18 protein-coding genes are annotated in these 25,698 nt (G+C 72.0%); 8 read left to right on the forward strand and 10 right to left on the reverse strand.

What is annotated here, in order from left to right; translation table 11 throughout:
• Positions 1 to 12: 12 nt before the first annotated feature.
• The 3 genes from WMF11_RS26585 to WMF11_RS26595 form a co-directional block, all read right to left on the reverse strand.
• Complete coding sequence (locus WMF11_RS26585; protein ID WP_437972691.1) at positions 13 to 378, reverse strand: hypothetical protein; 366 nt, start codon at positions 376 to 378, stop codon at positions 13 to 15.
• A gap of 101 nt (positions 379 to 479) precedes the next feature.
• Positions 480 to 1,862: an MFS transporter gene (locus WMF11_RS26590; RefSeq protein ID WP_437972692.1), complete on the reverse strand. Its 1,383-nt coding sequence runs from the start codon at positions 1,860 to 1,862 to the stop codon at positions 480 to 482.
• A gap of 132 nt (positions 1,863 to 1,994) precedes the next feature.
• Positions 1,995 to 2,783, reverse strand: a complete 789-nt coding sequence (locus tag WMF11_RS26595) for an SDR family NAD(P)-dependent oxidoreductase (protein WP_437972693.1) — start codon at positions 2,781 to 2,783, stop codon at positions 1,995 to 1,997.
• Between the two features lie 372 nt (positions 2,784 to 3,155).
• Here WMF11_RS26595 and WMF11_RS26600 point away from each other — a divergent pair, with 372 nt between their 5' ends.
• On the forward strand, positions 3,156 to 4,097 hold the full coding sequence (locus tag WMF11_RS26600) for a hypothetical protein (RefSeq protein WP_437972694.1): 942 nt from the start codon (positions 3,156 to 3,158) through the stop codon (positions 4,095 to 4,097).
• Positions 4,098 to 4,209: 112 nt separating this feature from the next.
• Here the strand turns inward: WMF11_RS26600 and WMF11_RS26605 are convergent, their stop codons facing one another.
• On the reverse strand, positions 4,210 to 8,097 hold the full coding sequence (locus tag WMF11_RS26605) for a serine/threonine-protein kinase (protein WP_437972695.1): 3,888 nt from the start codon (positions 8,095 to 8,097) through the stop codon (positions 4,210 to 4,212).
• Between the two features lie 304 nt (positions 8,098 to 8,401).
• On the opposite strand from WMF11_RS26605, the gene WMF11_RS26610 reads away from it, so the two are divergent.
• Both WMF11_RS26610 and WMF11_RS26615 read left to right on the forward strand, forming a co-directional pair.
• Positions 8,402 to 8,668, forward strand: coding sequence for a hypothetical protein (locus tag WMF11_RS26610; RefSeq protein ID WP_437972696.1), 267 nt, complete (start codon positions 8,402 to 8,404; stop codon positions 8,666 to 8,668).
• A 68-nt stretch (positions 8,669 to 8,736) separates the two neighbouring features.
• A complete protein-coding gene (locus WMF11_RS26615) occupies positions 8,737 to 9,561 on the forward strand; it encodes an SDR family oxidoreductase (protein WP_437540775.1) in 825 nt (274 codons plus the stop codon).
• 101 nt (positions 9,562 to 9,662) lie between these two features.
• Here WMF11_RS26615 and WMF11_RS26620 read toward each other — a convergent pair whose 3' ends face one another.
• From WMF11_RS26620 to WMF11_RS26640, 5 genes are all read right to left on the reverse strand, one after another.
• Positions 9,663 to 10,757: a hypothetical protein gene (locus WMF11_RS26620; protein WP_437972697.1), complete on the reverse strand. Its 1,095-nt coding sequence runs from the start codon at positions 10,755 to 10,757 to the stop codon at positions 9,663 to 9,665.
• 558 nt (positions 10,758 to 11,315) lie between these two features.
• Positions 11,316 to 13,265 (reverse strand): S8 family serine peptidase, encoded by a 1,950-nt coding sequence (locus WMF11_RS26625; RefSeq protein ID WP_437972698.1) that lies wholly within the window; start codon positions 13,263 to 13,265, stop codon positions 11,316 to 11,318.
• Positions 13,266 to 13,609: 344 nt separating this feature from the next.
• Positions 13,610 to 16,159, reverse strand: a complete 2,550-nt coding sequence (locus tag WMF11_RS26630) for a CHAT domain-containing protein (RefSeq protein ID WP_012237316.1) — start codon at positions 16,157 to 16,159, stop codon at positions 13,610 to 13,612.
• The gene (locus tag WMF11_RS26635) at positions 16,156 to 16,914 is read right to left on the reverse strand and encodes a hypothetical protein (protein WP_012237317.1); all 759 of its coding nucleotides are present in this window, start codon (positions 16,912 to 16,914) and stop codon (positions 16,156 to 16,158) included. The genes WMF11_RS26630 and WMF11_RS26635 overlap by 4 nt, the downstream gene beginning before the upstream one ends.
• The gene (locus WMF11_RS26640; RefSeq protein WP_437972699.1) at positions 16,911 to 17,594 is read right to left on the reverse strand and encodes an RNA polymerase sigma factor; all 684 of its coding nucleotides are present in this window, start codon (positions 17,592 to 17,594) and stop codon (positions 16,911 to 16,913) included. Before WMF11_RS26640 ends, WMF11_RS26635 begins: the two co-directional genes overlap by 4 nt.
• A 729-nt stretch (positions 17,595 to 18,323) precedes the next feature.
• On the opposite strand from WMF11_RS26640, the gene WMF11_RS26645 reads away from it, so the two are divergent.
• The 5 genes from WMF11_RS26645 to WMF11_RS26665 all read left to right on the forward strand — a co-directional run bounded on the left by WMF11_RS26645 (position 18,324) and on the right by WMF11_RS26665 (position 23,255).
• On the forward strand, positions 18,324 to 19,340 hold the full coding sequence (locus WMF11_RS26645; RefSeq protein WP_437972700.1) for a hypothetical protein: 1,017 nt from the start codon (positions 18,324 to 18,326) through the stop codon (positions 19,338 to 19,340).
• A 192-nt stretch (positions 19,341 to 19,532) separates the two neighbouring features.
• Entirely contained in the window at positions 19,533 to 20,603 is a 1,071-nt protein-coding gene (locus WMF11_RS26650) for a hypothetical protein (RefSeq protein WP_437972701.1), read from the forward strand.
• Positions 20,604 to 20,934: 331 nt separating this feature from the next.
• Positions 20,935 to 21,963, forward strand: coding sequence for a substrate-binding domain-containing protein (locus WMF11_RS26655; protein ID WP_437902110.1), 1,029 nt, complete (start codon positions 20,935 to 20,937; stop codon positions 21,961 to 21,963).
• 45 nt (positions 21,964 to 22,008) lie between these two features.
• Entirely contained in the window at positions 22,009 to 22,188 is a 180-nt protein-coding gene (locus WMF11_RS26660) for a hypothetical protein (protein ID WP_437540784.1), read from the forward strand.
• Complete coding sequence (locus WMF11_RS26665; RefSeq protein WP_437540786.1) at positions 22,185 to 23,255, forward strand: ABC transporter permease; 1,071 nt, start codon at positions 22,185 to 22,187, stop codon at positions 23,253 to 23,255. Before WMF11_RS26660 ends, WMF11_RS26665 begins: the two co-directional genes overlap by 4 nt.
• An 11-nt stretch (positions 23,256 to 23,266) precedes the next feature.
• Here the strand turns inward: WMF11_RS26665 and WMF11_RS26670 are convergent, their stop codons facing one another.
• Positions 23,267 to 25,690, reverse strand: coding sequence for a substrate-binding domain-containing protein (locus tag WMF11_RS26670; protein ID WP_437972702.1), 2,424 nt, complete (start codon positions 25,688 to 25,690; stop codon positions 23,267 to 23,269).
• Positions 25,691 to 25,698 lie beyond the last annotated feature (8 nt).

A 25,698-nucleotide genomic window follows, 5' to 3' on the forward strand; every position in this document is an offset into this window, starting at 1 on the left:
CGCCGCGCCCCGCTATCTCTGCCCGGCGGCCTTGCGGTCCTTCTCGCCCGGCTCCTCGTGCTGGGGCAACGCGCCTCTCGGCTGCACCTGTTCGGTCGCGCCGCTCTCCGGCAGCGTCTCCTCCTCGGGCGGGGCCGCGGCGCCCGCGGCCGTGGCCTCCGCGCCGGTCTCTCGCAGCTCGAGCGAGCCCGCGGGGCCGCCGCGGCCCGACTCCTCGTACGGCCCGCCGCCGAGCGAGCCCGGCGCGCGGAGCTCGGCGTCCTTGGGGTGCGGCCCGTCGAGCCGGAAGATCCCCTTCGATTGATCGACCTCGTCGAACCGCCTGTTCTCCGGCGCCTGCGCCTGCGCCTCGGACCGCTGCTTGGCCTTTTGCCCCATGATCCCCTCCCTCGCCCGGCGCGCAGTGCGTCGACCGCACACACGCCCGCCTCGACCCGCGGCGTGCATGCGAGGTGCCGGACCGCGCCGGCCCCGCCCGGTCACGCCGGCCGCGCCGCGCCCTGCTCCTCCGAGGCGGCCCCCACCGCGACCGGCTGCGTGAGCTGCTCCGAGGGCGTCCCGGCGGCCATCTGCTGGGCGATGATCAGCTCCCGCGCCTGCTGCCGCAGCCCGGGGAGCCTCGCGGCGAACACCGCCGCCGCTGCGACGCAGCACGCGCCGCCCGAGGCCACGGTCGCGGGCGCGCCGATCTTGCCCGCGAGCCAGCCGGCGAGCAGCGCGCCGAGCGGGGCCATCCCCATGAACATCATCGCGTAGACCGCCATGACGCGCCCGCGGAGCGCGTCCGGCACCATCGCCTGCACGAGCGTGTTCGACCCCGCCATCTGCACCATCATCGAGAAGCCGACGGGCACGAGCAGGAGCGCCGAGAGCCAGAACGACCGCGACAGGGCGAACAGCCCGAGCGCCACCCCGAACCCCGCGCAGGCCGCGGCAACCCAGCGGCCGAGGCCCCGGAGCCGCCTCCGGCTGGCGAGGACGAGCGCGCCAAGCAGCGCCCCGACGCCCGACGCGCCCATCAGGATGCCGAGCCCCTGCGCCCCCCCGCGCAGGATCCGATCGGCGAAGATCGGCATCAGCACCGCGTACGGCATCGCGGTGACGCTCACGACCCCGAGCAGGACGAGGAGCGCGCGGATGGCCCTGGTGCGCGCGACGAACCGGAAGCCCTCGACCGTATGGGCGAACGCGGAGACGCGCCCTGCGGCGGCCGGACGGGGCGCGACGCGCATCGCCAGGAGGCTCCCGAGCACGGCAAGGAAGCTCACCCCGTTCGCGACGAAGCACCACCCCTCGCCGATCGCGCCGACGAGGATGCCCGCCACCGCCGGGCCGAGGATCCGCGCGCCGTTGAACATCGAGGAGTTGAGCGCGATGGCGTTGGCGAGGTCCTCCCTGCCCACCATCTCGACGACGAACGCCTGCCGCGTCGGGATGTCGAACGCGTTGACGACGCCGAGGAGCACGCTGAACCCGAGGATGTGCGGGACCTGGACGTGCCCGCTCAGGGTGAGCGCGCCGAGCCCGAAGGCGAGCGCCATCGCGGCGGACTGCGTGGCGAGCAGGATGCGGTGGCGGCTCCGCCGGTCGGCCACCGTGCCGCCGATCGGGGCGAGCAGGAAGACGGGGATCTGCGTCGCGAACCCGACGGCGCCGAGCAGCAGCGACGAGCCCGTCAGCCGGTAGACGAGCCACGACTGGGCGACCGACTGCATCCAGGTGCCGACCAGCGAGACGAGCTGGCCGGCGAAGAAGAGCTGGTAGTTGCGGTGGCGGAGCGCGCGCAACAGCGACGGGGCGGAGGCCGCCGAGCGCTCACCACGACCCGCCGCGGGCGGAGGCTCCGCTTCAGGCTGACCCATGGCCGAAGTATGGGGCGCGGAAGGCCCGGGAACCCGGGGTTCGGAGGATCCGAGCGCGGCGGGGTGAGGCGCGTGGCCTCCGGCCGGGCTCCGCCGCGGCGCGCTCCCCCGGGCGCCGCCGCGGCGCGCGGATCAGCCCCCGCCCGCGTAGTTGGCGGGCCACGCCGCCGAGAGGAGGCCCCCGTCGACGGCGACGTCCTGGCCGGTGATGAACGAGGCCTTGTCGCTGAAGAGGAAGGCGACGAGCGCGGCGACCTCCTCGGGCCCGCCGACGCGGTTCATGGCGTGGAGCGACGCGGCGAAGGCGCGTCCCTGGGGATCGTCGAGGCGCCAGCCGGCCGTCGACATCTCCGACTCGACGACGCCGGGGCTCACCGCGTTGATGCGGATCCCCTTCTGCGCGTACTCGACCGCGGCGGTGCGCGTGAGCGCGACGAGGCCGGCCTTGGAGGCAGCGTAGACCGCGAGCCCGGGGAAGAAGCGCGACGCGGCCACCGACGCGCAGTTGACGATCGAGCCCCCGCCGCTCGCGAGCATGGCTTTGATCTGGTACTTCATGCACCAGAAGACGCCGCGGAGGTTCGTGTCCATGACCAGGTCGTAGTCGGCGTTGGACATGTCGGCGAGCGGCATCAAGAAGCCGGATCCGGCGTTGTTGAAGCTGCAGTCGAGGCGCCCGTAGGTGGACACCGCGGCCTTCACGAGCGCCTCGACGTCGCCCTCGACCCGCATGTCGGCGGTGACCCAGGTGATCTCCCCGCCGCGATCCTTGACGGCCGCGACGAGCTCGCGCCCTTGCGCCTCGCGCCGCGCGCTCGCGACCACCTTGGCGCCCTCGGCGGCCAGCGCGACGGCCGTCGACCTGCCGATGCCCGAGCTCGCGCCCGTGACGATGACGACCTTGTCTTTCAGAGCTCCCATGCCTCACATCCCTCGCGAAGGTGGCCGGCGCCTCCGTGACAGGCGCCGGCGCTCGTGAAATGCAGAGTTGAGGAACAACCGTCTTCGACCGTCTGGAGCGCAAATCGAGCCCGCAGAGCGGGCCCGTGACGATGCCAAGGGCGGGTACGAAAGGGAAGCGATTCCGGCGTTCTACGCGCCTCTACACGAGACGCACACGACACGCACACGACGCGCACACGACGCGCGACATGGCTCCTTGTGCCGTGATGTCGCGCGTGCGTCGCCCTGGTCGCGCCGGGCTGCGCGGATGTGGGTCACGCCACCCTCGACCGAGGTGGCGTCGGCGCGGAGCGCGCGGCCACGGCGGAGATGGGCTATAGGCCAGCGTCCATGAACCGACCGTACCTTATCGCCGGCGCGCTCTTCCTGGCCGGCCACCTCTTCGCGCTCGGCTGCAGCGCCCCCAAGCCGGAGCCCGAGATCGCGTCCTCGGCCTCGCAGAGCGGCTACGCGGAGCGCTACCCGGCCGAGCTCCAGGCGACGGCCACGTCGTTCGGCGAGCGCGACGACCTCGCGAAGCGCGCCACCGAGCAGTTCGCGGGCTATCCCGACCAGCTCAAGAAGCCGGACTGGAAGCTGGTCCTCGACGTCATCGAGCAGGCGGACGCGGCGGGCCGGAGCTACGACTACGTGGAGCGCGTGCGCGCCGTCGACGGCGCGGCGGCGTTCTTCAACGACAACAAGGAGGACCTCACCCGCAAGGTGAGCGGCGCCGCGCAGTACGTCGTCAAGCAGAAGGGGTGCGACGTCGACGTCACCGGGGCCACGGCGCACGCGCTCGAGGACGGCGTCGAGCGCCAGCTCGAGAAGTACGTCCGCGAGCGCAGCGAGGCGCACCGCCGCATCGAGCGCTACCGCGCCTCGCTCGGCAAGGAGAACGCCGCGACGCTCGAGAAGCAGGCCGACGCCGTGAGCTTCGTGAGCTACGTCGTCCACATCGACATGGTCGAGCACAAGCTCCGGCTCCGCCGGATGCTCGAGGAGATCGAGACCATCAAGAAGTCGATCGACGAGGCGGTCGAGGCGGAGCGAGCATTCCAGTCCTCAGGCAGCCGCACCGACGAGGAGAAGAAGGCGTCGGAGGCGCGCATCGAGGAGCTCGGGCGCAGCAAGGCGATGCTCGACTCGTCCGCGACCCAGGCGAAGCAGATCGACGAGACGATGGAGGAGCGCATCGTCGCGGCCCAGAAGACCTACCGCGAGGCGATGGACCGCCTCATCGCCACCCTGCGCAAGAACGCCGGCCTTCCGGCGGAGCCCCGCGAGGGCTGAGCCCGGTCCCGTAGGCGCCAACCAAGCTTCGCGCCGCGTTCTCCTACATCCGAACGTTCACGTTCACGTTCACGTTGGTGACCGATGGTGGAAGGGGGCGGGCTTCTTCTCCCTATCCCGCCCACCGCGCGGCCATCTCCAGCGTCCGCTGGTTCTCCGGTATCGTGAGGAACCGCTCCCTCCACACCGGATCGCTGATCTTCCCCGCCCTCTCCATCAACCTCTCCCTCGCCGCCGCGATAGCCGCCGCGCAGTCCGCCTCCATCCCGTTCGCCGCCAGCGCTTCCGCGTAGACGTTCCTCACCGCGGACTCCCCCTCCTCGATCGCCCCGAGCGCCTTCAGCATCGAGAACGCCTCCCCCGCCGCCGAGAGCGCCTCGTCGAACCTCCCCAGCCCGAGCAGCGCCCTCGCCCTCGCCGCCACCGCCGCCGCGCGCAGCGGCGGCGCGCTCTGCAGGAGCTCCGCCGCCGCCCTCGCCTCCTGCTCCGCCCCCTCGAAGTCCCGCGCGAGCAGCGCGATCCGCGCGAGGTACGTCCGCGCGCTCCCCTCCGTGCGCGGATCCCCGAGCCGCTGCGACAGCGCGATCGCCTCGCGCTCGGTCCGCTCCGCCTCCTCGATCCGCCCCCGGTAGCCGAGGACGTGCCCCAGGTTGCTGAGCGTCGCCACCGCGAGATCGTGCAACCCCATCCGCTCCGCGCCCGAGAGCGCGCTGCGCAGCACCTCCTCCGCGCCCGCGAAATCCCCGAGCTCCGCGTGCATGTACCCGACGTTCATGCGGAACGCGCACGCGTTGCCGCGGTCGCCCGCGCGCTCGAACGCCGCGAGCGCCGCGGACAGCCCCGCGAGGCACGCGCTGGGATCGCCGCTCACGAGCGCCCGGGCCGACCGCGCCGCGTGCAGCCGCGCCACGACCTCGACCTCCCGCTCCGCGAGATCCGTCCCGTCGCCCTCGATCGCGTCGATCAGCGCGTCCGCGAACGCGTAGCGCCCCCCGAACACCAGCAGCAGCGCCCCCTCGCCGAGGCACATGTGCTTCGCCACGAGCGCGCCCTCCGCCTCCGCCTCGGCGGCCTGCGCCGCGCTCATCCAGCGCTCCACCCGCTCGAAGCCGCCCAGCTTGCCCGCGGCCATGGCGACGTGCTTGATCGCCGAGAACCACGCCGCGGAGCCGGCGGGCAGCCGGTCCACCGCCTCGGTCCCGCGCTGCTCCGCGAGCGCGAGCTCCCCGCGCCAGACGTGCGCCTCGGCCTCCACGAGGCGCAGCGCGCCGAGCGCCTGCGCGTTCGGGCCGCACGCGACGCCGCGCTCGGCGCGCTCGATCGCCGCGGCGAGGTCCTGCGCCCGCAGCGCCTGCTCCGCCGCGCGGCAGTACGCGGCCGCGGCCCGCGACAGCTCGCCGCCGCGCTCGAAGTGCTCGCCGAGCGCCATCGCGTCCACCGCGCCCGCGCCCGCGCGCGACAGCCACTCGCCGGCGAGCCGGTGCCCGAGCCGCCGGTCGCCGTCCGTCAGCATCCCGTAGGCCGCCTCCCGCACGATCGCGTGCTGGAAGCCGTACTCCACCTCGCCGGGGAGGCTGCCCTCGCCGCGCCGGGAGATCACCTCGCGCTGCTCCAGCTCGACCAGCGTCGGCGCGACCTGCGCCCCGCCCACGAGCGCCGACACCCCGCCCTGCCAGAACGTCTGCCCGAAGACGCTCGCCGCCCGCAGCGCCCGCCGCGCCTCGATGTCGAGCGCCTCGATGCGCGCCTGCACCATCGCCACCACCGTCTCGGGCAGGTCGGCGCCCTTGCCGTCGGCCACCGCGCGGAGCTGCTCCTCCAGGTAGAACGCGTTGCCGTCGGCGCGGTCGACGATCATCGCGAGGAGCTCCGGCGCGACGTCCTCGCCGAGCACCTGGCGCACCAGCCGCTCGCTCGCGCGCCGCGGCAGCCCCGACAGCTGCACCTCGTGGACGCCGCGCCCCGCCCAGAGCTTCGGGAAGAGCTCCCGCACCTCTGGCCGGCCGAGCGCGAGCACCATCAGCCGCTGATCGCCGAGGTTGCGGAGCGCCGAGTCGACGAGCAGCACGCTCGGCAGATCGCCCCAGTGCAGGTCCTCGAGCACGAGCAGCACGGGCCTCGCCGAGCACTCGGCCCTGAGGAGCTCCTCCCAGGCGACGCGGATCTGGTCGCTCATCAGCACCGGGCTGCGCCGCGCCGCCATCAGCTGCACGCTGTCGCCGTCGGGGAACGGCACGCCGACGAGCTCCCCGAGGAACGCCGCGGTGCGCGCCGACTCGGCGTGGCCGTACCGCGCGACGCGCGCGCGGAGCTTGCGCTGCCGCGCCTCGATGGGCTCGCCCTCGAAGAGGCCGATGGCGCGCCGCAGCGCCGGCGCGAGCAGCGCGAAGGCCGAGCCGGCGCTCATCGGGTCGCCGCGCCCGATCCACACCTCCAGGTCCTCGCCGCGGTCGCGGAGCCGCCGGATCAGCTCGGAGCGCAGGCGGGATTTCCCTGCGCCCGCGGGCGCGGTCACGAGCACGGCGCTCGGCGTCGACTCCTCGACGCAGTGCGAGAACGCCGCCTCCAGCAGCGCGAGCTCGCGGTCGCGCCCGACGCACGGCGTCGGCTTGCCGAGCAGGGGCGGCGTGGAGGCGAGCTCCTCGCGCTCGCCGTGCAGGCGGAGGCCGCCCGCGTCGCGGGTCACGTCGAACCGGGCGCCGAGCAGCCCTGCGGTCACCTCGTCCATGCAGACGGCGTGCGCGCCGGCCGGCGCGGGCGCGTGCGCGGGCGGCAGCAGGTGGACCGCGCGGTCGATGAGCTCGCCGACCGGCAGCCGCGCGGACATCTCCGCGCGGCCCGTGACGAGCGCGACCGGCACGCTGCCGAGCAGCGCGTTCAGCGCGAGCGCGCAGCGGGCGGACTGCGCCGCGAGGTCGGTCGGGGCGCCGCCGGCGGTGAGCACGATGAGCGGCGAGCGGGACTCCAGGATCTCGAGCTCGCCCTGGTAGCGCTCGGCGACGGCGATGAGCGCCTTGCTGCGCTCCAGGTCCTCCTCCTGGGAGCGCGTCGCCTCGGCGTCGCCGCTCGCGTCGCGCGCGAGCACGAGGCACATCATCTTGCGCTCGTTCGTGGTGATCTCGCCCCCGCGCAGGGTGTTCGACGGGCGGCTGCTCGCGGCGCCGACGCTCGCGTCGTCGAGCGCGAGCAGCTCCGCCGCGACCGCGTCGCCGTCGCGGGGCCGGTCCTTCTGCGCCTTCGCGAGCATGCGCGCGACGAGGTCGTCGAGCGCCTCGGGGATGTCGCCGCGCAGCTCCCGGAGCCGCGGCGGATCCTCGAGGATGACCTTGATGAGCACCGAGAGCCCGTCGGCGCCCTGGAACGCCGAGCGCCCGGTGAGGCACTTGAAGAGCACGCAGCCGAGCGAGAAGACGTCGGCGCGTGGGTCGATGTTCGGCTCGCTGCGGGCCTGCTCCGGCGCCATGTAGCCCGGGGTGCCGAGCATCGTGCCGGGCATGGTGAGGTGCCGGTCCATGGCGCCGAGGCGCACCACGCCGAAGTCGATGAGCGTGACCCCCTCGATCGCGCCGCCCACGAGGAGCAGGTTGCTCGGCTTGAGGTCGCGGTGGACGATGCCGGCGCGGTGCACGACGCCGAGCGTCGACGCGATGCGCGACGCGAGCGCGATGCTCTCGGCGATCGTGAGCGAGCTGCGGGTGAGCCGCTCGGCCAGCGTCTCGCCGGCGAGCCACTCCATCGCGAGGTAGGGCTGCCCCGCGTCGGTCGCGCCGTGCGCGATGTAGCGCACGATGCCCGGGTGCCGCAGCGCGGTGAGCGCCTCGAGCGCCTCGACCTCACGCGCGAACCGGATCGCCTCCTGGAGCCCTCGCCGCTGCAAGACCTTCAGCGCCACCGGCTCGTTCGTGACCAGATCGCAGGCGCGGTAGACGTCCCCCATCCCGCCCGAGCTGGCGAGGCGCTCGATCAGGAAGCGACGGTCGATGACGTCTCCCACGCGCATCTCGTCCCCGCCTTACCTGAGACCTCGCATGAGCCTGCTTACAACGGAGTAAACGAACTCGGCCCCGATCGCCAGCGACTCCGCCCCCAGCGGCCGGACGAGGCTGCCCGCCGGCGGCTGCGAGCCCGATCGAAGTGTGAGCTGCCAAACATCGCTCATCAGCGCCAGCGTGGGGAGGGACATTTTCTCCCCACCGAGGCAAAACGTCCTGTCTGCGGGGCGCGTGTCACAGGGGCGCATTGCGCTCGTCACCCCGCTTGGGCCTCGATCGCCATGGCACGACCCCTGCTGAGCTGATGGGATCATGAAGGCGAAGCTCTCGAAGAAGCAAAAGAGGAAGCTCAACAAGCTCGCCCGGAGAGCCCTCCGGCCGGTGGCCGCGGCGGCGGGCCTCGCAGCGGTGTTCGCGGCAGGCCTGTACAGCGGTGAGGCGAGAAACTATCTGAGCAGCGCGAAGACCGCCGTGAGCCGGAAGGTGAGGGCGTGGGCGGGCGCGCTGTGCGGTTTGAAGCTGGCCAATGGCGAATCGGGGAGAGCTCACCCCGACGTCGAGCTGGCGCAGCCGTCATGACGCGCGCCGCCGCGGGCCTGCACGACCGCCTCGCGCCTCGGGCGGTCCTGGGGTAGGTTCGGCCGCCGATGGACACCCGAACTTATTTCCAGGGCAAGAGCGTTCTCATCACCGGCGGTTCGAGCGGCATCGGGCTGTCGTTCGCGAGGCTCGTCGCGGGATACGGCGCCGCGGTCACGCTGGTGGCGCGCCGCCGCGCGCTCCTCGACGAGGCCGCCGTGGGCATCCGGCGCGAGCACCCGTCCGCGCGGGTCGACGTCCTGGAGCTCGACATCAGCCGGGCGGACGACGTGGCGCGGGCGATGGAGTCGCGGCTCGCCGAGCGGCCGATCGATCACCTCGTGAACAACGCGGGCGTGGTGATGCCGGGGCGCTTCCTCGAGCTGCCGGTGGATCAGTTCCGCGGCATGATGGACGTGAACTTCTTTGGCGCCGTGCACCTGTGCAAGGCGGTGCTCCCGGCGATGGCGGCGCGCGGCAGCGGCCATGTGCTCAACGTCTCGTCGCTCGCGGGCGTGATCGGCATCTACGGGTACACGCCGTACGCGGCGAGCAAGTTCGCGCTGATCGGCTTCTCGCAGGCGCTGCGCGCGGAGATGTGGCCTCACGGCGTGCGGGTGAGCGTGTGCATGCCGCCCGACACCGACACTCCGCAGCTGGCGTTCGAGAACCAGTACAAGCCGGCAGAGACAAAGGCCATCGCGGGCAACGTGAAGACGCTCGAGCCGGACGCCGTGGCGCGCAGCATGGCCGACGGCATGGCGCGCGGGCGGTTCGAGATCTACCCCGACGTGGGCTCGCGGGTGAGCGCGATCGCGCAGGGGGTCATCCCTGGGGTGGTCCGGTGGGTCTGCGACAGCGCGCAGCGGAAGGCCGGGCCGGCGGTGGGGTGAGCGGCTCGCCGCCTGCGATCCTCCCGGCCAGAGCGGGAGGTCTCGCGGAATGGCCCGGCCCCGGGGAGGGTGTTCTCAGGGGTTCTGTCCCGGGATAGGCTCTACCTGCAGCACTGCCCGTCTTCCGCCGTCACCGATCCGGCCACGTTGAGGCTGGTCGGCCCCTCGTCATTCCATACGGTGATGTCGACGCAGTTCGTTCCAGGCTGGAAGCACGACGGACTGTTCTCCTGCACCTGAATCGGAGTCACGCTGTCGTACTCGCCACCCGACGGCACCGGCAGCGCGCAGCCGTTGAGGGTGATCGCCGTGATCCGGTTGTCGCCCCGCACGGACAGATCCAGCGTCGGCGCGGTGAAGCCTTGCGCCAGGTTGAAGCAGCTCTCGTAGGTGTAGAACCCCGCGATGCCATCGCCATCGGTCGCCCCGTCCGCCGGTCCCACCCACTGGGAGCCCGGGAGCGCCGGCGACCAGTTGGGGTGCGGTGACAGGATCGTGGAGCTGCCGATCAAGCCCGAATCGGGCGCCGCGACGATCGTCCACGAATCGTCCTGGTCGCCGACCGAACCCGGCACGCCCGATGCCGTGTCGACACCCGTCGACAGGTCGACCTCGATCGGCGGGCAGAGGTCGATCTCCACGACGTCGCACGAGGTGTTGTCCTTGGGCGAGACATCGTCCCCCTTCGACCTGACGGAGGCGCAGTTCTCGACCTTGGGCGTCGCCGGCCGGTCGTTCACCTGCACCTGGAGCTGGATCGGAGCCAGCGACGTGAACGGCGGCAGCGTGCCGGCGAGGGTGCAGGTCACCGTCTGCCCCACGGCAGCGCAGCTCCACGGGGGCGAGGGGGAGGCCGATACGAACGTGAACATCGGATCGAGCACGTCGGTCACGGTGACGCCGTAAGCCGTAGCGCTCGAGTTGTTGCTGACGCCGATCTCGAATACGCCCATGCCGCCAGCGACGAACGCGCCCTCGTGCCGCTTCTGGATGGACAGATCGACGCAAGGCTTTTCGGGGATTTCGCAGTCCGTGCAGGGGCCTTCACTGCCTTCACTGCCTTCACTGCCTTCACTGCCTTCACCGCCTTCATCGCCTTTGATGCCTTCACTGCTTTCGCGACCTTCGCGACCTTCACTGTCGTCGCTGCCCTCACCGCAGCCGCTGCCGTCGGCATCGCACGGGTAAATCGACACGTAGGTGCAGCCTCCGACGATCGAGGTCCCTCCCAGCGTGGCGCAGAACGCGAGGACCAGGAGGGCCCTGTCTCCTCTGGCCCGGGATCGGGCCCGCGCGTTCTCCGTGTCCTTCTCGCTGGCAGGCATCGTCTTGTTGAACTCGTTATACATGGTCGTTCCTTCTCCTCACGTCGAGGTGAGGACAGGTAGCGTCTGCGTTCGGGCCCAGTGCCCGGCCGTGCTGCCTCTTCAATGGGTTACGCCGCCCAGCCGCCGATCTATCAAAGACACCAAAAAAAAAGAGAAGGCGGAGATCGTCGACCTCCGCCTCCCGGCGCCGCAGGGCGCGCCGCGGCTTCACCATCTCAGCGCTGCATCGCCCTGAGCAAGGAGAGGTGCGAGTCGCGGTCGCCGCAAGGGAAGATCTCGAGCCATCGAGCGCTCGTCGAGGGGCTCGCAGCCAGGCATCGCCCGGATGAAATGGAGTGCAGTAGCGATCGAAATCACAAAGAAAAGAGGCGGAGATCATCGACCTCCGCCTCCCGACGCCGCAGGGCGCGCCAACGATTTATGATCTCACTGTATGAACGGGATCGTTCCCGTCGATGAACCGGTCACACCGCCGCTCTCCACCTCGAACGAGATCACTGCCTGCGCGGCATTCGCAGGCAAGTTGCTGATCGTGTAGCTCAGCTTCGCAGGAGCGCTCATCCACGACGACGGGGGAATCAGGGGAACGCTACCTAGCCTGCCGCCATTGGCATCGTTGAGGAGGAGGCTCGCCGTGAGGATCGTCGAAGTGAAATCGGGGTTGATGTAGATTTGCACGTTGCCCAGCCCCAGGTTGAAGACGCAGTTCCCGCAAGGGAAGGTCTCTGGCTGCGGATGAATCCAGGACGGCGTGGACAAATTCCGGAGCTTGTCGACTGGGACAGCAGAGGAGGGTGTTGCGGAGGGGCCGAAGAAGGATGCTGGCATCGAGGCGGTGTTGGCGAAGAGAGCACTGAAGTGCGGCGCGAGCGCCCTCAGGTCGCGGTTCTGTGTCGGGCTCGACGCGAACGGTTCGCACGCCGGCATCGGCGTCGCGGGGCACGCCGCGGGCGGCGAGGTCGAGATGCAGATCTGCCGGATTGCGGCGCACACGGAAGGCCGCTTCACCTCCTCAAGCGGCGGCGCGTGGTCCCAGTCGACCTCCGCGGTCCGGACCGCGTTCTGCGCGTCGCGGATCGGGCGTCCGGTGGTGTGGAGGAGATCGATGATCTCGCGCGGCGTGAGCTCCGGTTGGTACGCCCAGGCGTTGACCGCCGTGGCCGTCCAGGCCGCGGCGCCGAGCGACGAGCCGGTCATGGGTGGCGGGAAGGGGAGCGTCGGGTCCTCTCTCGCCGTCCCCAGGAGGCCGAAGGCCACATTGCGGGGGAGAGAGCCCTTGCGCGCGTTGGGCAGGAGGGCGTTGGAGGCATCGACGCCAGCGACCGGCACCAGGAGCGGCGTCTCGATCGTCGCCCCCGGCGAGGACTCGCTGAACGGGGCGTACCCCTCGTTGATGAACACGGCGTCGTAACCCTGCCCTTCGATTCCCTCGCACTCGTCTCTCGAGATCATCCGCGTCCAGGCAGCCGGGCACGTTCCCCCTGAGAGCTCGACCTCCCCGTCCGAGAAGTAATCCGCGCCCGAGCCGTCGATGCCTGGCTCGTGTCGCAACTCCCCGCCGCGGCTGTTGCCGGCGGCAGTCACCACGAGCGCGCCCTGACATGTCGCGTGCCTGATCGCGTCGTACGCGGACTGCGCCGCGCACGAGAGTTGTTGGGCGTTCGGGCCGCAGTCCAACCCAGGCTGCGCGCCGATGCTGGCGTTGATCACCAGCCGGGGATTGACGGGGGGCACGCCCGGCGCTGTATAGTTCTGCGATTGCCAGTCGCTCACGGATCGGTAGATCGCCGTCGCGACCTGGCTCATGCTCCCGAAATGGCCTCCGCTGGGGTCCAGCTTGATGTTGTTGAGGTGCGGCAGGCCGAGCTCGTAGGTCACATCGGCGGCGCAGCGAACGCCAGGATCCGAGCAGGTCAGATCGCGGATCAGCCCTCCGACCACGGTGGCGTGAGGGTTCTCCGGCGTCTGGGCCCCGGCCTTGGTGTCGATCACCGCGACCCGGGCGATCGCCAGGGTTTCGCCCGGGTTCACCGGCGGGAGCGCCGCGCCGTTGACCTGCTGGATGAACTCGTCGTGAAGGATGCTCCTCGTGGCATCGACCTCCTTCTCGTCGGTGAGCGGGCCGACCGTGACGCAGTCCTCGGTAAACGTGCAATCGCTGCTCCCGGCAACGGCGGCCTGCAGCGCAGCAGTCGCCGCGGGGTCGGGCGCACCCGCGCCGGAATACTCGTAAACGCAGTACTCGGCGAGGAAGGCGGGCACTTCGATCTCGCTCTGGAAGAGCTTCCTGCCCTTCCAGGGCATGTCCGTCGGGGCCGCCGGGCAGACGCCGCCGGGGAACCTGCCTACCCAGCGGCGCCCGGTGCAACCGGCCACCACCTCCGCAGGCGCGGAGCCGCCGCCTCCCTCAGACGCGGAGCCGCCGCCTCCCTCAGACGTGGAGCCGCCGCCTCCCTCAGACGTGGAGCCGCCGCCTCCCCCAGACGGCTGGATCGGGTCCGGGTCACTGGGGCCGCAGGCGGAGATCGCGGTGAGGGGCAGGGACGCGATCGTCACGAGGAGGGGAACGGAACGCCAAATACGATGTTGCGTCGACATGAGACGAACCTCCGGGCGCCCGACAGGCGCCAGGGTGAAGGGTGAGTCGGACCGCGCGATCCGCGGCCTCTCCTGCACTACGCCCCTTCGGGCGCTGGTCTATCAGCCCGGCGCGTTTTTCTTCAGGGCACGATCACCCGGAAGCTCGCCCAGTCGGCGGCAGGCTCCTCGGCGCGGATCCGGAGCGCCGCTTCGCGCAGCGCGAGCGCGGGGTCGTCCGGCGCGCCGAGCGGGAGCGCCGTGTAGAACGCGCGCATCGTCCGCGCGGCCACCCCGTCGTCGATGCGACGGAGGCTGCTCACCACGGAGCCCGAGCCTGCCACCACGAACGCCTGCGCCAGGCCGAGGCCTTCGGCCCGCCCCGTCTCGCACCCGGAGAGGACGACCTGCGCAGGTGTCCGGGGGAGCGCGAGGATGTCCGCGACCGTGAGGCGGCCGTCGTGGGCGAGGCACAGGCCGCTCTTCCAGCCGTCCAGGCCCGAGAAGTCGGCGTGCCCGGCGAAGTGCAGGAGCTCGACCGCCGGGGCCGCGAGGGCGCGCATCACCGCCTCGTAGGTCGCCCGCTCCCCGTCGAGGCGCTCGACGCGCCACCCGCGCTGCGTCAGCGCGGCTTCGACCTGGTCGCCCTCGTCGCGGGCGCGAGGGAGGCTGTCCCCGGGGTCGATCACGAGCAACGCCACCGGCTGCGCGGGCGCGCCGCCCGGCGCCGTCGGATCCAGGCCTCCCTCGCGATCCAGGGCGCCGTCCGGCCCGCGCTTCCGCGGAAGCTCGACGCCGTAGGCCACGGGGGCGAGCGCGGCGAGCGGTTGCCCCTCCAAGGGAAGAGCGTGAAAGTCGACCCCTTGGAGCGAGCCGTACGGCACGAGCCGGATCTGCTCGGCGCCGCGGATCAGGCCCGTGAACGGGCCGAGGAGCTGCGCGGCGAGCCGCTCGTGAGGGGCGCGCACGTCGACCTCGCCGAGCCGGTGGGCGGCGACGCCGGCGGTCGTGAGGGAGAAGCCGACCCAGCCCTCCTCGACGGGGTGATAGACGAGGACGAGCTCCCCCGGGGCGGGGTCGGCCCGCTCGACGTCGCTCCCCGACGCGCGGAGACGGCGGAGGCCCGGCGCGGCGCCCTCCAGGTCGGCACGGAGCCGGTCCTGACCGTCCTGGTAACGTGCGACGACCTGGTTCAGGGTCGTCGCGGGCTCGTCCCAGCGCACGTTCGAGAGCGCCGCCTCCAGCCCGGCGCGCCCGCGCCGGTAGCTCGAGAGCGCCTCTTCCCATCGCGCGCGCGCGTCCGGGGGCAGCGCGTCGCGCTCGCTGAGCCATTGCGAGGTCGCGAGCAGCCGCGCGCGCCCCCTCCGCGCGACCTCGACCGCCGCCGCCTCGCCGCCCGGCCGCTGGAGGAGGGCTTCGATCCAGAGGCGCGCGCCGCGCTCGCGCTGCGCGAGGAAGTCGTCGCGCCCCTCGCCGAGGGGCACGGACAGGCTCCAGTCCTCGATCCGCTGCTCGGCCTCGGCGAACGCCTCGTCGGCTGCCCCCGGCTCGCCGCGCCGCTCCTCCGCGAGCGCGCGCGTCATGGCCGCCTCGATCCGCGCTTCGGGAAGGCCTCCGCTGGCGCCGAGCCTGGCGAGCTCGCTCGCCACGAGGAGCGCCCGCTCCACCGCCCCCTCCTCGAGCGCCATCCGGCCCTCGGCGATCAGCCACCACGCCCTGATCTTGACGCTCGGGTTCGGGTCCACCGCGCGGGCGCTGTCCAGGTGCTCGCGGGCCCGCGCCGATCTCCCCTGGTCGAGCTCTGCGATGGCGAGGTTGGTGAAGACGTTCGCGAGGTTCGCGCCCTCGCGGCACGATCCCCGTTGATAGAGGCCGCGCGCCCGATCGAGCAGCGGAATGGGGTCCCGCTTCTGGGGCACGCCCTCGCCGATCGCCATCTCGGCCCGGAGCGCGGCCCATCCAAAGTTGTTGAAGAAGGCGGCCCGATCGCAGTCGCCGAGCGCCGAGGGGAGCTGATCCTCGAGCAGGGCCAAGCGGTCGAGGGCGTCGCTGGAGCGCCCCATGTTCGAGAGCAGCGCGGCCTCGCTCTGGAGCGCGCCGAACCGGGCGCGCTCCATCCCGAACCGCAGCGCCTCCGCCTGCGCTTCCCGGAGCAGGCGCAGCGCGGCCCGGAAATCCCCGGCCTCGTAAGGGATCAGCGCCTCGTAATAGAGCGCATCGGCCCGCGCCGCCGGGTCCTCGGCGAGCAGCGGCCTCAGCGAATCCATCACCGCCCGGGCCTCACCGAAGCGGCGATCTGCCGTGATCAACGTGAACACAAGGACCGTCCCGTCCGAGATCTCCTGCGCGCGCAGCCCGGCTGCGCGGTCCATGCGCATGGCCTGATAGAGAAGCTCCTCGGCCTTCGCGGCGTCGCCTCGTGTCCGGGCGATCCTTGCGAGCTTGCCGACGGCCTGCGCCTGCACGGCGGCCCGCGGGTCACCCAGGAGGGCGAGGAGCTGCGCCTCCGCCTCATCGAGCTTGCCGCTCTGCCGCAGCGACTCGGCGACGCCGAGCTCGGGCGCGGCGTCCTCGGGACGCGCAGCGTCCCTGGGCTGCGCGGCGTGCTCTGCATGGGGTGCGAGCGAGAGGCCCGCGAGGAACAGCGCTACGGAGAGCCGCCGCGCACTCCGCGACCTCCGAGCACCGCTCAAGGCGGCTCCAGGATCACCTGCTGCCGCAGCACGCGGACGCCGTCCCGCGGCTCGGCGCGGGCGATCGCATCAGCGTCCTCCGGGAGGGCCTCGGGCCGGCCGACGGCCAGCACGATCTCGTAGACCCCGATCGCGCCGTCCGGGAACAGGGCCTCGCGGGTGCCGGCGATCTTCACCGCGCCGGTGGGAGCGATCTGCGCCGCGCCGGCGGGCAGGTCCCAGAGCGCCGCGCGTTGCTCGCGCACGAGCGCCGCCCGCAGGATCACCGGCCCGCTCACCGCCGCCTCGGGTCGGAGCGTCATCGTGAGGCTGCCGCCCGACCGGAGGTGGACAGCGGGCCCGGCCGCCGGATCCCCGCGCTCCGCCGAGGTCAACAGCGCATACGCGGGGAGCGGCTCTGGCGAACGAGGGAGCACCAGCAGGGCCAGCGCGGCTGCGGCCGCCAGCGCAGCGACCGGGACCGCCTTGCGCCAGGGGAGGCGCCGAACCGCCGCGCCGGCAGCCACAGTGCCCGCCTTGCCCCGCCGTTCGGCCAGGAGGCGCCGGACCTTCAGCCTCCGCTCCTCGACGTCGAACGGCCGGAGCATCTCCTCCGCCAGCCGTCCCTCCTCGGAGCGCTGCATCTCCGCGCGGAACGCCTCCGCTTCCTGCCCGGAGAGCTTCCCTTCGGCGAGCGCCTCCCAGCGCGGATCGACGAAAGGATCCCGTTCCCGTGCTGCTCTCCCCAGCGCCTCCAGAAGCTCCTCGTCCCTCATGGCTCACCATCCACGGTACTACGCGGGGAGCCGAGCAGTTCTCGCAGCGCGGTGCCGACGACCGCCTTGAGCCGCTCCTGCAGCCGGTGCTTGTCGTTGTAGACCTGCGCGCGGCTCCGCCCGGTCAGCTCGCAGACCTGCTCGGCCGAGAGCTCGAGGTCATAGAACCAGCGGAAGAGCTGGGCGTCCTTCACGCCGAGGCCGTGCTCGACGGCGTCGAGCAGGAGGGCGCGGCGCTCGGCGTCGCCGAACACGTCCTCGACGCTCCCCTCGATCTCGCGTTGCCGCTCGATCTCCTTGTCATCGACCGGCTGCTCGAGCGACGGGTTCTGGCGTCTGCTACGGAGGATCCCGATGATCCGGTTCCGCGCGAGGACCGCGACGAAGCCCTGGAGGCCCGCGCCGCGCGCAGGGTCCCACTGGCGGAGCCGGTGCCAACGATCCTCCGCGAGGAACATCAGCACCTCATTCAAGAGGTCCTCGACCTCCCAGCGCGCGTCGTGCCCGTGCGCGCGGCACCCGCGGAGGAGGCGGGCGGCGACGGGCTGGATGGCCGGCTCGAGCGCGAGGCAGAGATCCTCCTCCGCGCGCGGATCCTGCCCTGCCGCGCGCTGCACCAGCGCGAACGTGAGCGCGGGTCTCGTGGAGATAGAAACCGAGGCGGTCGAATGTTCGGGCATCGAGCGGGGGGCTCACCGGCGGCCTGTCCATCAAGACAGCGCTTGCCGGAGACGAAGGTAGGACGAGCAACGCCGATCTCGCAACGCAGGAGCTCCGTCGTCCGCATCGCCGCCGGGTGACGCCGGCGCGAGCAGGCTCGCCGGAAGCGCCGCGGGACACCTGTGGCGGTGAAGACGCGACGGTCCGCCACTCCTCATCGGGCCGAACATGCCGGATGGCGTCGTCGCATGATGAGGCGAGAGCCATCATAACCGATGGCTCATCGGACTTGTCAAGTCTCGCGTGAGAGACGCTCAGACGACCCGACGAACGTGGTGACACCGACATGGGCGTAGGCGACGACGACAGCGAAGGGCCGCAGAGCGCTTCGAGCGGCCCGGCGGGCGCTTGACGCGATCGGGACGGCGATTCCGCTCTTGATGCTCCTCATCGCAGGTGCGCCACACCTCCCCTGAGAGCGACCGATATCCCGCCTCGCACCAGGCCTCGAGACGGACATCGTGAAGAATCGCCGGTGATCAGCCCTCGATGGCGGCTGGAGATCTGGCGCGCATCGCCACAGCGCGCGAGATCGCGCCTGGCCAACCTCCATCGCCTGGCCCCACCGCGTCCCGGCGTCTTCCAGGGCTTCCACCGACAGCCTCCTTCTGGTACGTGGGGCCGTCGCCCGGCGCCCCGGCTCCGGAGCGGCCCTTCAGACCGAGGCTCGGCCAAGGAGATCCGCACCCGTGCTAAGGAACACACGCCGCGTCGCCGCGCTCCCGCTGTGCATCGCCCTGCTGGCCGGCGCGGCGGAGGGTCGCGCCGAGGCCCCGCCGGAGGCGGTCGCCCGGCTCATGGCGCAGGCGAACGCGGCCGCTCGAGAAGATCGGCTCGCCGACTCGCGCGACCTGTGGATGGCGGTCTGGCGGCTGGAGCGCGCCCAGGTCGCCGCGTGCAACATCGGGGCGCTGTCGCTCCGGCTCGGCGACGCGCCGGCCGCCGTGCGCTGGCTGTCGCTCTGCCAGGAGATCATGCGCGCGCCCAGGACGCCCGCGGAGCGCGCGCTCGTCGCGTCGCGGCTCAGCGACCTGGCCCGCGCGCGGCAGCTCGCCGGCGAGCTCCACGTGGTCGCCCCCGCGGGCTCGAAGATCACGATCGACGGCGCGCCCGCCGAGCTCGAGGGCGACAAGCCCATCCCCGTCGCCCCCGGCCACCACGTGGTGCGCGCCGTGCTGGACGGCGACGTCGCGACGGCCGAGATCGACGTGCCGCGCGGCGAGGCGCGGGAAGTCGTGCTCACGTTCGCTGCCCGGCCCGCCGGCGTGCCTGCGCCGCTCCCAGGCCTCCCGGCCGCGCCCGCAGGCGCGCCGGCGCCGCCCCCCGGCCCCCGCGCCTCCCCCCTCGCCCCCCCGCCTCCCCAGCCCGGGCCGCGGCCGGAGCTCGTCGCCGGCGGCTTCGGGCTCTCCGCCACCCTTGCGGCGATCGGCGGCGTGATGCTCGTCGGCGCGGGGAAGAAGGACGACGCGGGCGACACGGCCGCGCTCTCCGCAGGGCCGAACCGTTGCTTCCGGCTGACCCGGCCGATTTGCCAGCAGTCGGCGTCGGCCTACGACGACGCGATCACCTACCGCGGCGTGGGCATCGCCGGCCTCATCGCGGGAGGGGCCGTCCTGGCCGCCACGCTCGGTTACACGTTCTATCCGCGCGGGCCGGCAGAGATCACGGTGTCGGCCAAGGCGCTTACGTTAACGAGCACGTTTTGATGTGCGCTTCGACGTTGCCCCTGCTCTGATCGAAGGACGCTTCGCGCGCTGCGCGATCTTGCGAAAACTTGCGTGACGGCGGCCGCCTGACCGCGGCATACTGCGCCCCGAGACGATCTGGCAAACGACACCCCGGCGGATTGGGGCCGCCTGGGTGCCGGCGCCACAGCCTCGTGCCGGAGGACTGGACGCATGGGTAGACCCATCGCGCGTTGTGCTGCTGCTCTGCTCTTTCTCATCACCTCGGCGACCTTCTTTGCGTGCGGCGACGGGCCCTACGTGGGTGGAAGGTGCGCGACCACGGACCACTGCCAGTCGGACCAGCAGAATGTGCCGGGCACGATCTGCGTCGATGAGCACTGCGAGTGTGGCGAGCCGGGGAAGGTCATCTGCTGCGCGCGCGGCGACGACAAGCCGAGCTGCTTCGAGGAGTGCCGGACCTGCGACGAGTGCGCCGAGGGCACGGAGGAGTGCTCGGGGGTGCCGGCTCCGCCCGGGAGCTGCGAGGGCGACGCGGAGTGCCCCGGCCCGCCGGACCCGCGGTGCGGGGTCGGGAGGTGCGTGGACGGCGCGTGCGTCGTGGAGATCGAACGAGGGCCGATCGCCTCGCAGATCCGCGGCGATTGCAAGGTCGAGGAGTGCACGGCCGACGGCCGCGTGGTCAGCGTGGCGGCCGTCGACCCCTACGACGACGGCAACCAGTGCACCCTCGACGCCTGCGAGATCGACGAGCCGCGACATCTCCTGTTGGATGGTGTCGCATGTCCCGCCTCGGGCGCCGGACGATGCCATGAGGGCGCGTGCGTGCAGTGCGTGGACACAGACCCGACGCTGCTGTGCCCTGGCGGGCTCGCGTGTGATGGTGTCTGGTGCGTGCCGGAGCACTGCGTGAACGGCGCGCGAGATGAGGGGCCCCGCGAAACAGGATTGGACTGCGGCGGTTCATGCCGTCCCTGCCCATCGAGCGAGCGCTGCGAGGCCGCCACGGACTGCGAGAGCGGCGTGTGCACGAACGGAAGCTGCATGATCCCGACGTGCAGCGACGGGATAAAGAACGGCCTCGAGGCCGGCGTCGACTGCGGCAAGCTATGGTGCCCGCGCTGCCCGGTGGGCGGGGGCTGCGAGACCGGCGCAGACTGCCTGAGCGGCGTGTGCTGGAGCGGCGTCTGCCAGGCGCCGACCTGCACCGACGGCGTGCAGAACGGCGACGAGGCCGGCGTCGACTGCGGCGGCGCGGCTTGCGCCGCGGCGTGCCCCGAGTGATCGCGCCGCGGGCAGGAGGCCGACGGCGACCATGAGCTTCCAGGACCGTCGTTGATCCCTGAGTCCCCCGCGGATCAAACGCCGCGCTGCACCCCCACATCATGAGCGCATGTCGCCCCGCTCCCTGGAGCAGGTGGGTTCGCACACGACCCGCCCCCTGAGGTGCTCGCAACTCGGACACGTTGTCCCCGACTTTTCCGTTTGGGTCGTTCACGCGAGGCGCGACATCGACGGGGTGCGTCCGCTAACCTCGCGCCGGGGGATTCCTGTGTCGCGGCTCGGCGACACCGACATCGACGCGCTTTTCGCAGGCGAGGAGGGGAGAACTGCCGTGAAAGACAAGAATCGTTTCTGGAAGCTAGCGTTTGCAGCGTTCGCGGTGCTGTCCATGACATGGATCGCCGGCTGCGCTCAGGGGGGCGGAGACGAGGCGGCCAAGGGCCACGACGGCGACGGCAAGAGCGCCCCGACGACAGCCAAGGTCGTCAAGCTCGCCTTCGTGACGAGCGGGACGAGCGAGTTCTGGCGCATCGCGGGGGCCGGAGTCCACAAGTACGAGCAAGAGGCGAAGATTCAAGTGGACATCAAGGCGCCGCCGAACGGCACGCCCGAAGAGCAGAACCAGATCCTGGAGAGCCTCGCCAGCCAGGGATACGACGCCGTCGCCGTGACCGTCCTGGCGCCGAACGATCAGGTGGCCGTGCTCAACAGGGTCGCCGAGAAGGTCAAGCTGATCACGTTCGACTCCGACGCCCCGAAGTCGAACCGGCTGCTCTACATCGGCACGAACAACTACGAGGCCGGCAAGGCGCTCGGCAACGAGATCGTGAAGATCCTGCCGAACGGCGGGAAAATGGCCGTCTTCGTCGGCATGTTCGCGGTCGACAACGCGACCCAGCGCCTCAAGGGCATCCAGGACGTGGTCACCGCCCACAACATCCAGATCGTCGACAAGCGCGAGGACAACGCCGATCGCGCCAAGGCGCGCGCGAACGTCGAAGACATCATCAACGCCCACCCGGACCTCGACGTCGCGACCGGCCTCTGGTCGTACAACGGGCCGGCCATCATCGCGGCCGTCGAGGCGCTCGGGAAGAAGGGCAAGGTCATCCCGGCCGTGTTCGACGAGGAGGACGTGACGCTCAGCGGCATCGAGAACGGCACGGTGGCGTGCACCGTCGTGCAGAAGCCGTTCCAGTTCGGCTACCTGTCGAGCAAGTGGATGCACGAGCTCGCGACGAAGGGCGACGCGGCCATGGCCGCCATCCCCAAGGACAAGATGGTCGACACCGGCGTCGACGTGATCCGCAAGGAGAATGTGGCGGAGTTCAAGGCCAAGCTCGTGGAGCTGAAGAAATAGCCTTTCTGGGGGGCCGCGCTCGCCGCGGAAGGGATCACGCTCTTGATGGTCAGCTCGGACATGGAGGAGGTGCTCGGCATGAGCGATCGCGTGGTCGTCATGCACGAGCGCCGGATCACGGGCGTGCTCCCGCGCGAAGGGCTGACGCAGCAGCGCGTCGCCGCGCTGATGACGGGGAGCGCGAGGGGCGCGGAAGGGGACGTGGAAAGCGCGGTGACCGCATGAGGCGTGAGCTGGGCATGAGCGTCGTGCTCTTCCTGATGTGCGCGGGGCTCTGGATCTCCAACCCCGACTTCCTCGGGCAATCGAACGTCGTCAACACCACGCGGCAGATCGCGATGCTCGGCATCTTCGCGATGGGCATGGGGTTCGTCATCATCACCGGCGGCATCGACCTGTCGATCGGCTCGGTGATCGGCTTCACCGGCGTCCTGCTCGCCAAGATCTCGTCCTCGGGGATGGGGTGCCTGGGCTACCCGCTCTGGGTCGGCATCCCGGCCGCGCTCGCCGCCGCGATGCTGGTGGGGCTCGCGCAGGGGCTGCTCATCACGCGGCTCAAGCTGCAGCCGTTCGTCGTCACGCTCGGCGGCATGCTCCTCGTGCGCGGCGTCTCGCAGACGGTGGCCGAGGGCGGCACGCTGAGCTTCGGCGACTCGCCGTTCCTCGGCCTCGCCAACGGCGGGCTGCTGCGCGTGGGAAGCGACGCGCTCATCCCCTACCCGCTCGTCATCTTCCTCGTGGTCCTCGCCGCCGGCGCGTACGTGCTGCACTTCACCGTGCTCGGGCGCTACATGTTCGCGATCGGGGGCAACCGCGAGGCCGCCGAGTACTCGGGCATCGACGTGCGCCGGGTGGAGGTCTCGACGTACGTCATCTCGTCGGCCACCGGCGGGATCGCGGGCGTCTGCTACGCGTCCTACATCGGCCAGATGTCGCAGCAGGTCGGGATGGGCTACGAGCTCTACGCGATCGCGGCCGCCGTGCTCGGAGGCTGCTCGCTGCGCGGCGGCGAGGGCGGCGCGCTCGGGATCCTCATCGGCTCTGCCCTCATGCGGGTCATCGACAACGGCATCAACATGTTCCAGATCCGCCACAGCGACGCCGGCGTGCCGCGCATCTGGCGCCTCGACCCGAACTGGACGTTCATCATCATCGGCGCCGTCATCCTCGTGGCCGTCGTCTTCGACCAGGTGGTGCACGTCGCCCAGGCGCAGCGGCGCGCCCGGCGCGCCGGCGAGGCGAAGGCCGCCGAGCCGCACCCCATCGAGGCGCCGCCCGCCGGGGCGGAGTAGCCGCCGCGCGGTCAGCGGCGCTTCGCCGCGCGGCGGCGCACCCTCGAGAGCGCATGGCGGAAGCCGCTCGCCAGGTTGGCGTGCGTCACCATCGAGCCGACGTCCAGGCCTTGCCGGACCATCATCTGCGCGGCCTCCGGCCGGATGCCGACGAGCACCGCCTCGGCGCCGAGCAGCGCGGCCGCCTGCGCCGCCTCGACGAGCCGCGACGCCGCCGTCGCGTCGACGAACGCCATGCCGGTGACGTCGATCAGCACGACGTGCGCGCGCTTCGCGTCGATCTCGCGGAGCATCGACGCGATGAAGTCGCCGGAGCGCCGGGCATCCATGACGCCCACGACGGGCATCACGAGGATGCCGTCCGCGATGGGCACCACGGGGCTCGAGAGCTCGCGGATCGTCTGGAGCATCGCCGCTTGCTGCAGGTTGGCGCGCTCGAGCTCCTCGCTCCGCGCGGAGATGCGGCGGAGCAGCCGGGCGTTCTCGACGCCGATCGCCACCGTGCCGGCGACGCGGACCAGGAACGCCACGTCGCCCGCGCCGCACGCCTCCCTGCGAGCGCTGCTCAGGACGAGGGCGCCGAGGACGTTGCCGCGGCCTTGCAGCGGCACCGCGATGGCCGTGCGCGCGCCGTCGTGCGCGGCAGGCAGGGCGGCGTCCGCGCCCCCCTCGGCGGGGTCGATCACGACCGGGCGGCCCGACGCGATCGCGCAACGCACGAGCGAGCGCGCCGGGATCGAGACCTGGTCCTCGACGACGGAGCTCGTGGGGGGCGCGACCCCGATCATCATGACCTCGATCGCAGGGGCGACGGGCGCGATCCGCCCGCCGTTCCCGGCCGCGGCCCGGCGGGCGGCCTCGAGAGAGAGGTAGTCGCTCAGCGTCGTGGACCACGGCGTCTGCTCGAGGGTGACGCAATCGACGCGGGTGTGGAGGACACGGGAAGGCGGCAGCTCGGCGAGGGTCGGCCCGACGCCGCGCGTGATCATCCGGTGGATCGTCTCGATGGCGCGGAAGCCCATGTCGTCCTCGCGCTGGACGATCGTCGCGTGGATCGCCCCCTGCCGGAGCAGGGCGACCGTGCGGGCGACGAGATCGAAGCCGACGATCTTGAGATCTCCGGCCCTGCCGAGGGCTCGCGCCGCGCGGCCCCAGGACGGCCCGTTGTCCGCCGCGGCGCCGAAGGCGCCCGCGACGTCGGGCCGCCCCTCCAGCGCCGCCGTGGCGAGCCTCGTCCCGGCCTCCTGATCCCAGTCGCACGGGATCGTCGGCAGCACCGTGAGGTTCGACCCGAGCGCCGCGACGCGGAAGCCCTCGACGCGCTCGCGGATGTTCAGCGCGAGCCCCACGGCGCCCAGGGACGCGACGACCCCGCCGCCCGGGAGCAGCCGCTTCATCACCTCGGCCGCCAACCTGCCCGACGCCACGTTGTCCGTCCCGATGTAGAGCGGCGCCCGGCTGCCCGGGATCGGAGGGGTGTCGATCACGACGACCGGGATGTCCCTCTCGGCCGCCCGCCGGAACGCCTCCTCCGCGCTCTCGGGGTTGCTGGGCGCGACGACGATGCCGGACATGCGCCGGCCGATCGCCTCATCGAGCAGGGCGCGCTGAGAGCCGTCGCCGTCGCCGCCATGGCCGGTCCGCCAGTCGATGGAGACGCCGAGGGGCCGCGCTGCGCTGTCCGCGCCGGCGCGGATGTTCTGGAAGTAGGTCGTCGGCTCCGACGCCGGGGCCCGGTAGACGCGGGCGCACAGGTCGCCCCGCGCGAGTTCGGGGCCGTCCCCGACGCGGTCCTCGTCGAGCAGCCAGATCTCCACCGTGTCCCAGCTCGGATCGAGCTGCACGCTCTTGATGCCGTGAGCGATGGTCTCGATGAGGTCGTGCAGCGCGAGCGTCGTGCCCACCGCGTGGAGCAGCCGCTCGAACAGGCGGATCTCCTGCGCCGCGCTCGCCTTGTCGTCATACAGCCTGTGCCGCTCCAGCGCATCTCCGGCCGTGCCCGCGAGGACCTCGATCATGGCGCGGCGCTCCTCGCCCGGAGACTCCATGGTGGCCTGCTCGATGGCGAGATAGCCGGCCGGCTCGCCGCACAGCTGGATGGGCGCGACGAGCACCCCGGCGCCTTCGGGGACGCCGCAGCCCGCCTCGATCGCGAAAGGCAGGTACGTCCCGTACCAGGCCCGCGCATCGACGATGCGGCTCCCGTGCGCGCCGTCGGGAGGCGCCGCCGTGCCGAGCGCGCCCCCCTCGACCTCCGCGCCGACCGGAACGCGCGAGGAGACCCCAGGCGCCGCGTCGAACCCGACAAGCGCTCGGGCCACGAAGCGGTCGCCCTCGCGGAGCAGCAGGCTCCCGCGCGGCGCGTGCGGGAGGACGGCCACGGCCCGCCGCACAATCTGCTGGAGGACGGCGAGGAGGTCGGGTACCTGACGCATGCGTATCG

This window comes from Sorangium sp. So ce295, from assembly GCF_051527405.1.
Classification (GTDB): Bacteria; Myxococcota_A; Polyangia; order Polyangiales; family Polyangiaceae; genus Sorangium; species Sorangium cellulosum_B.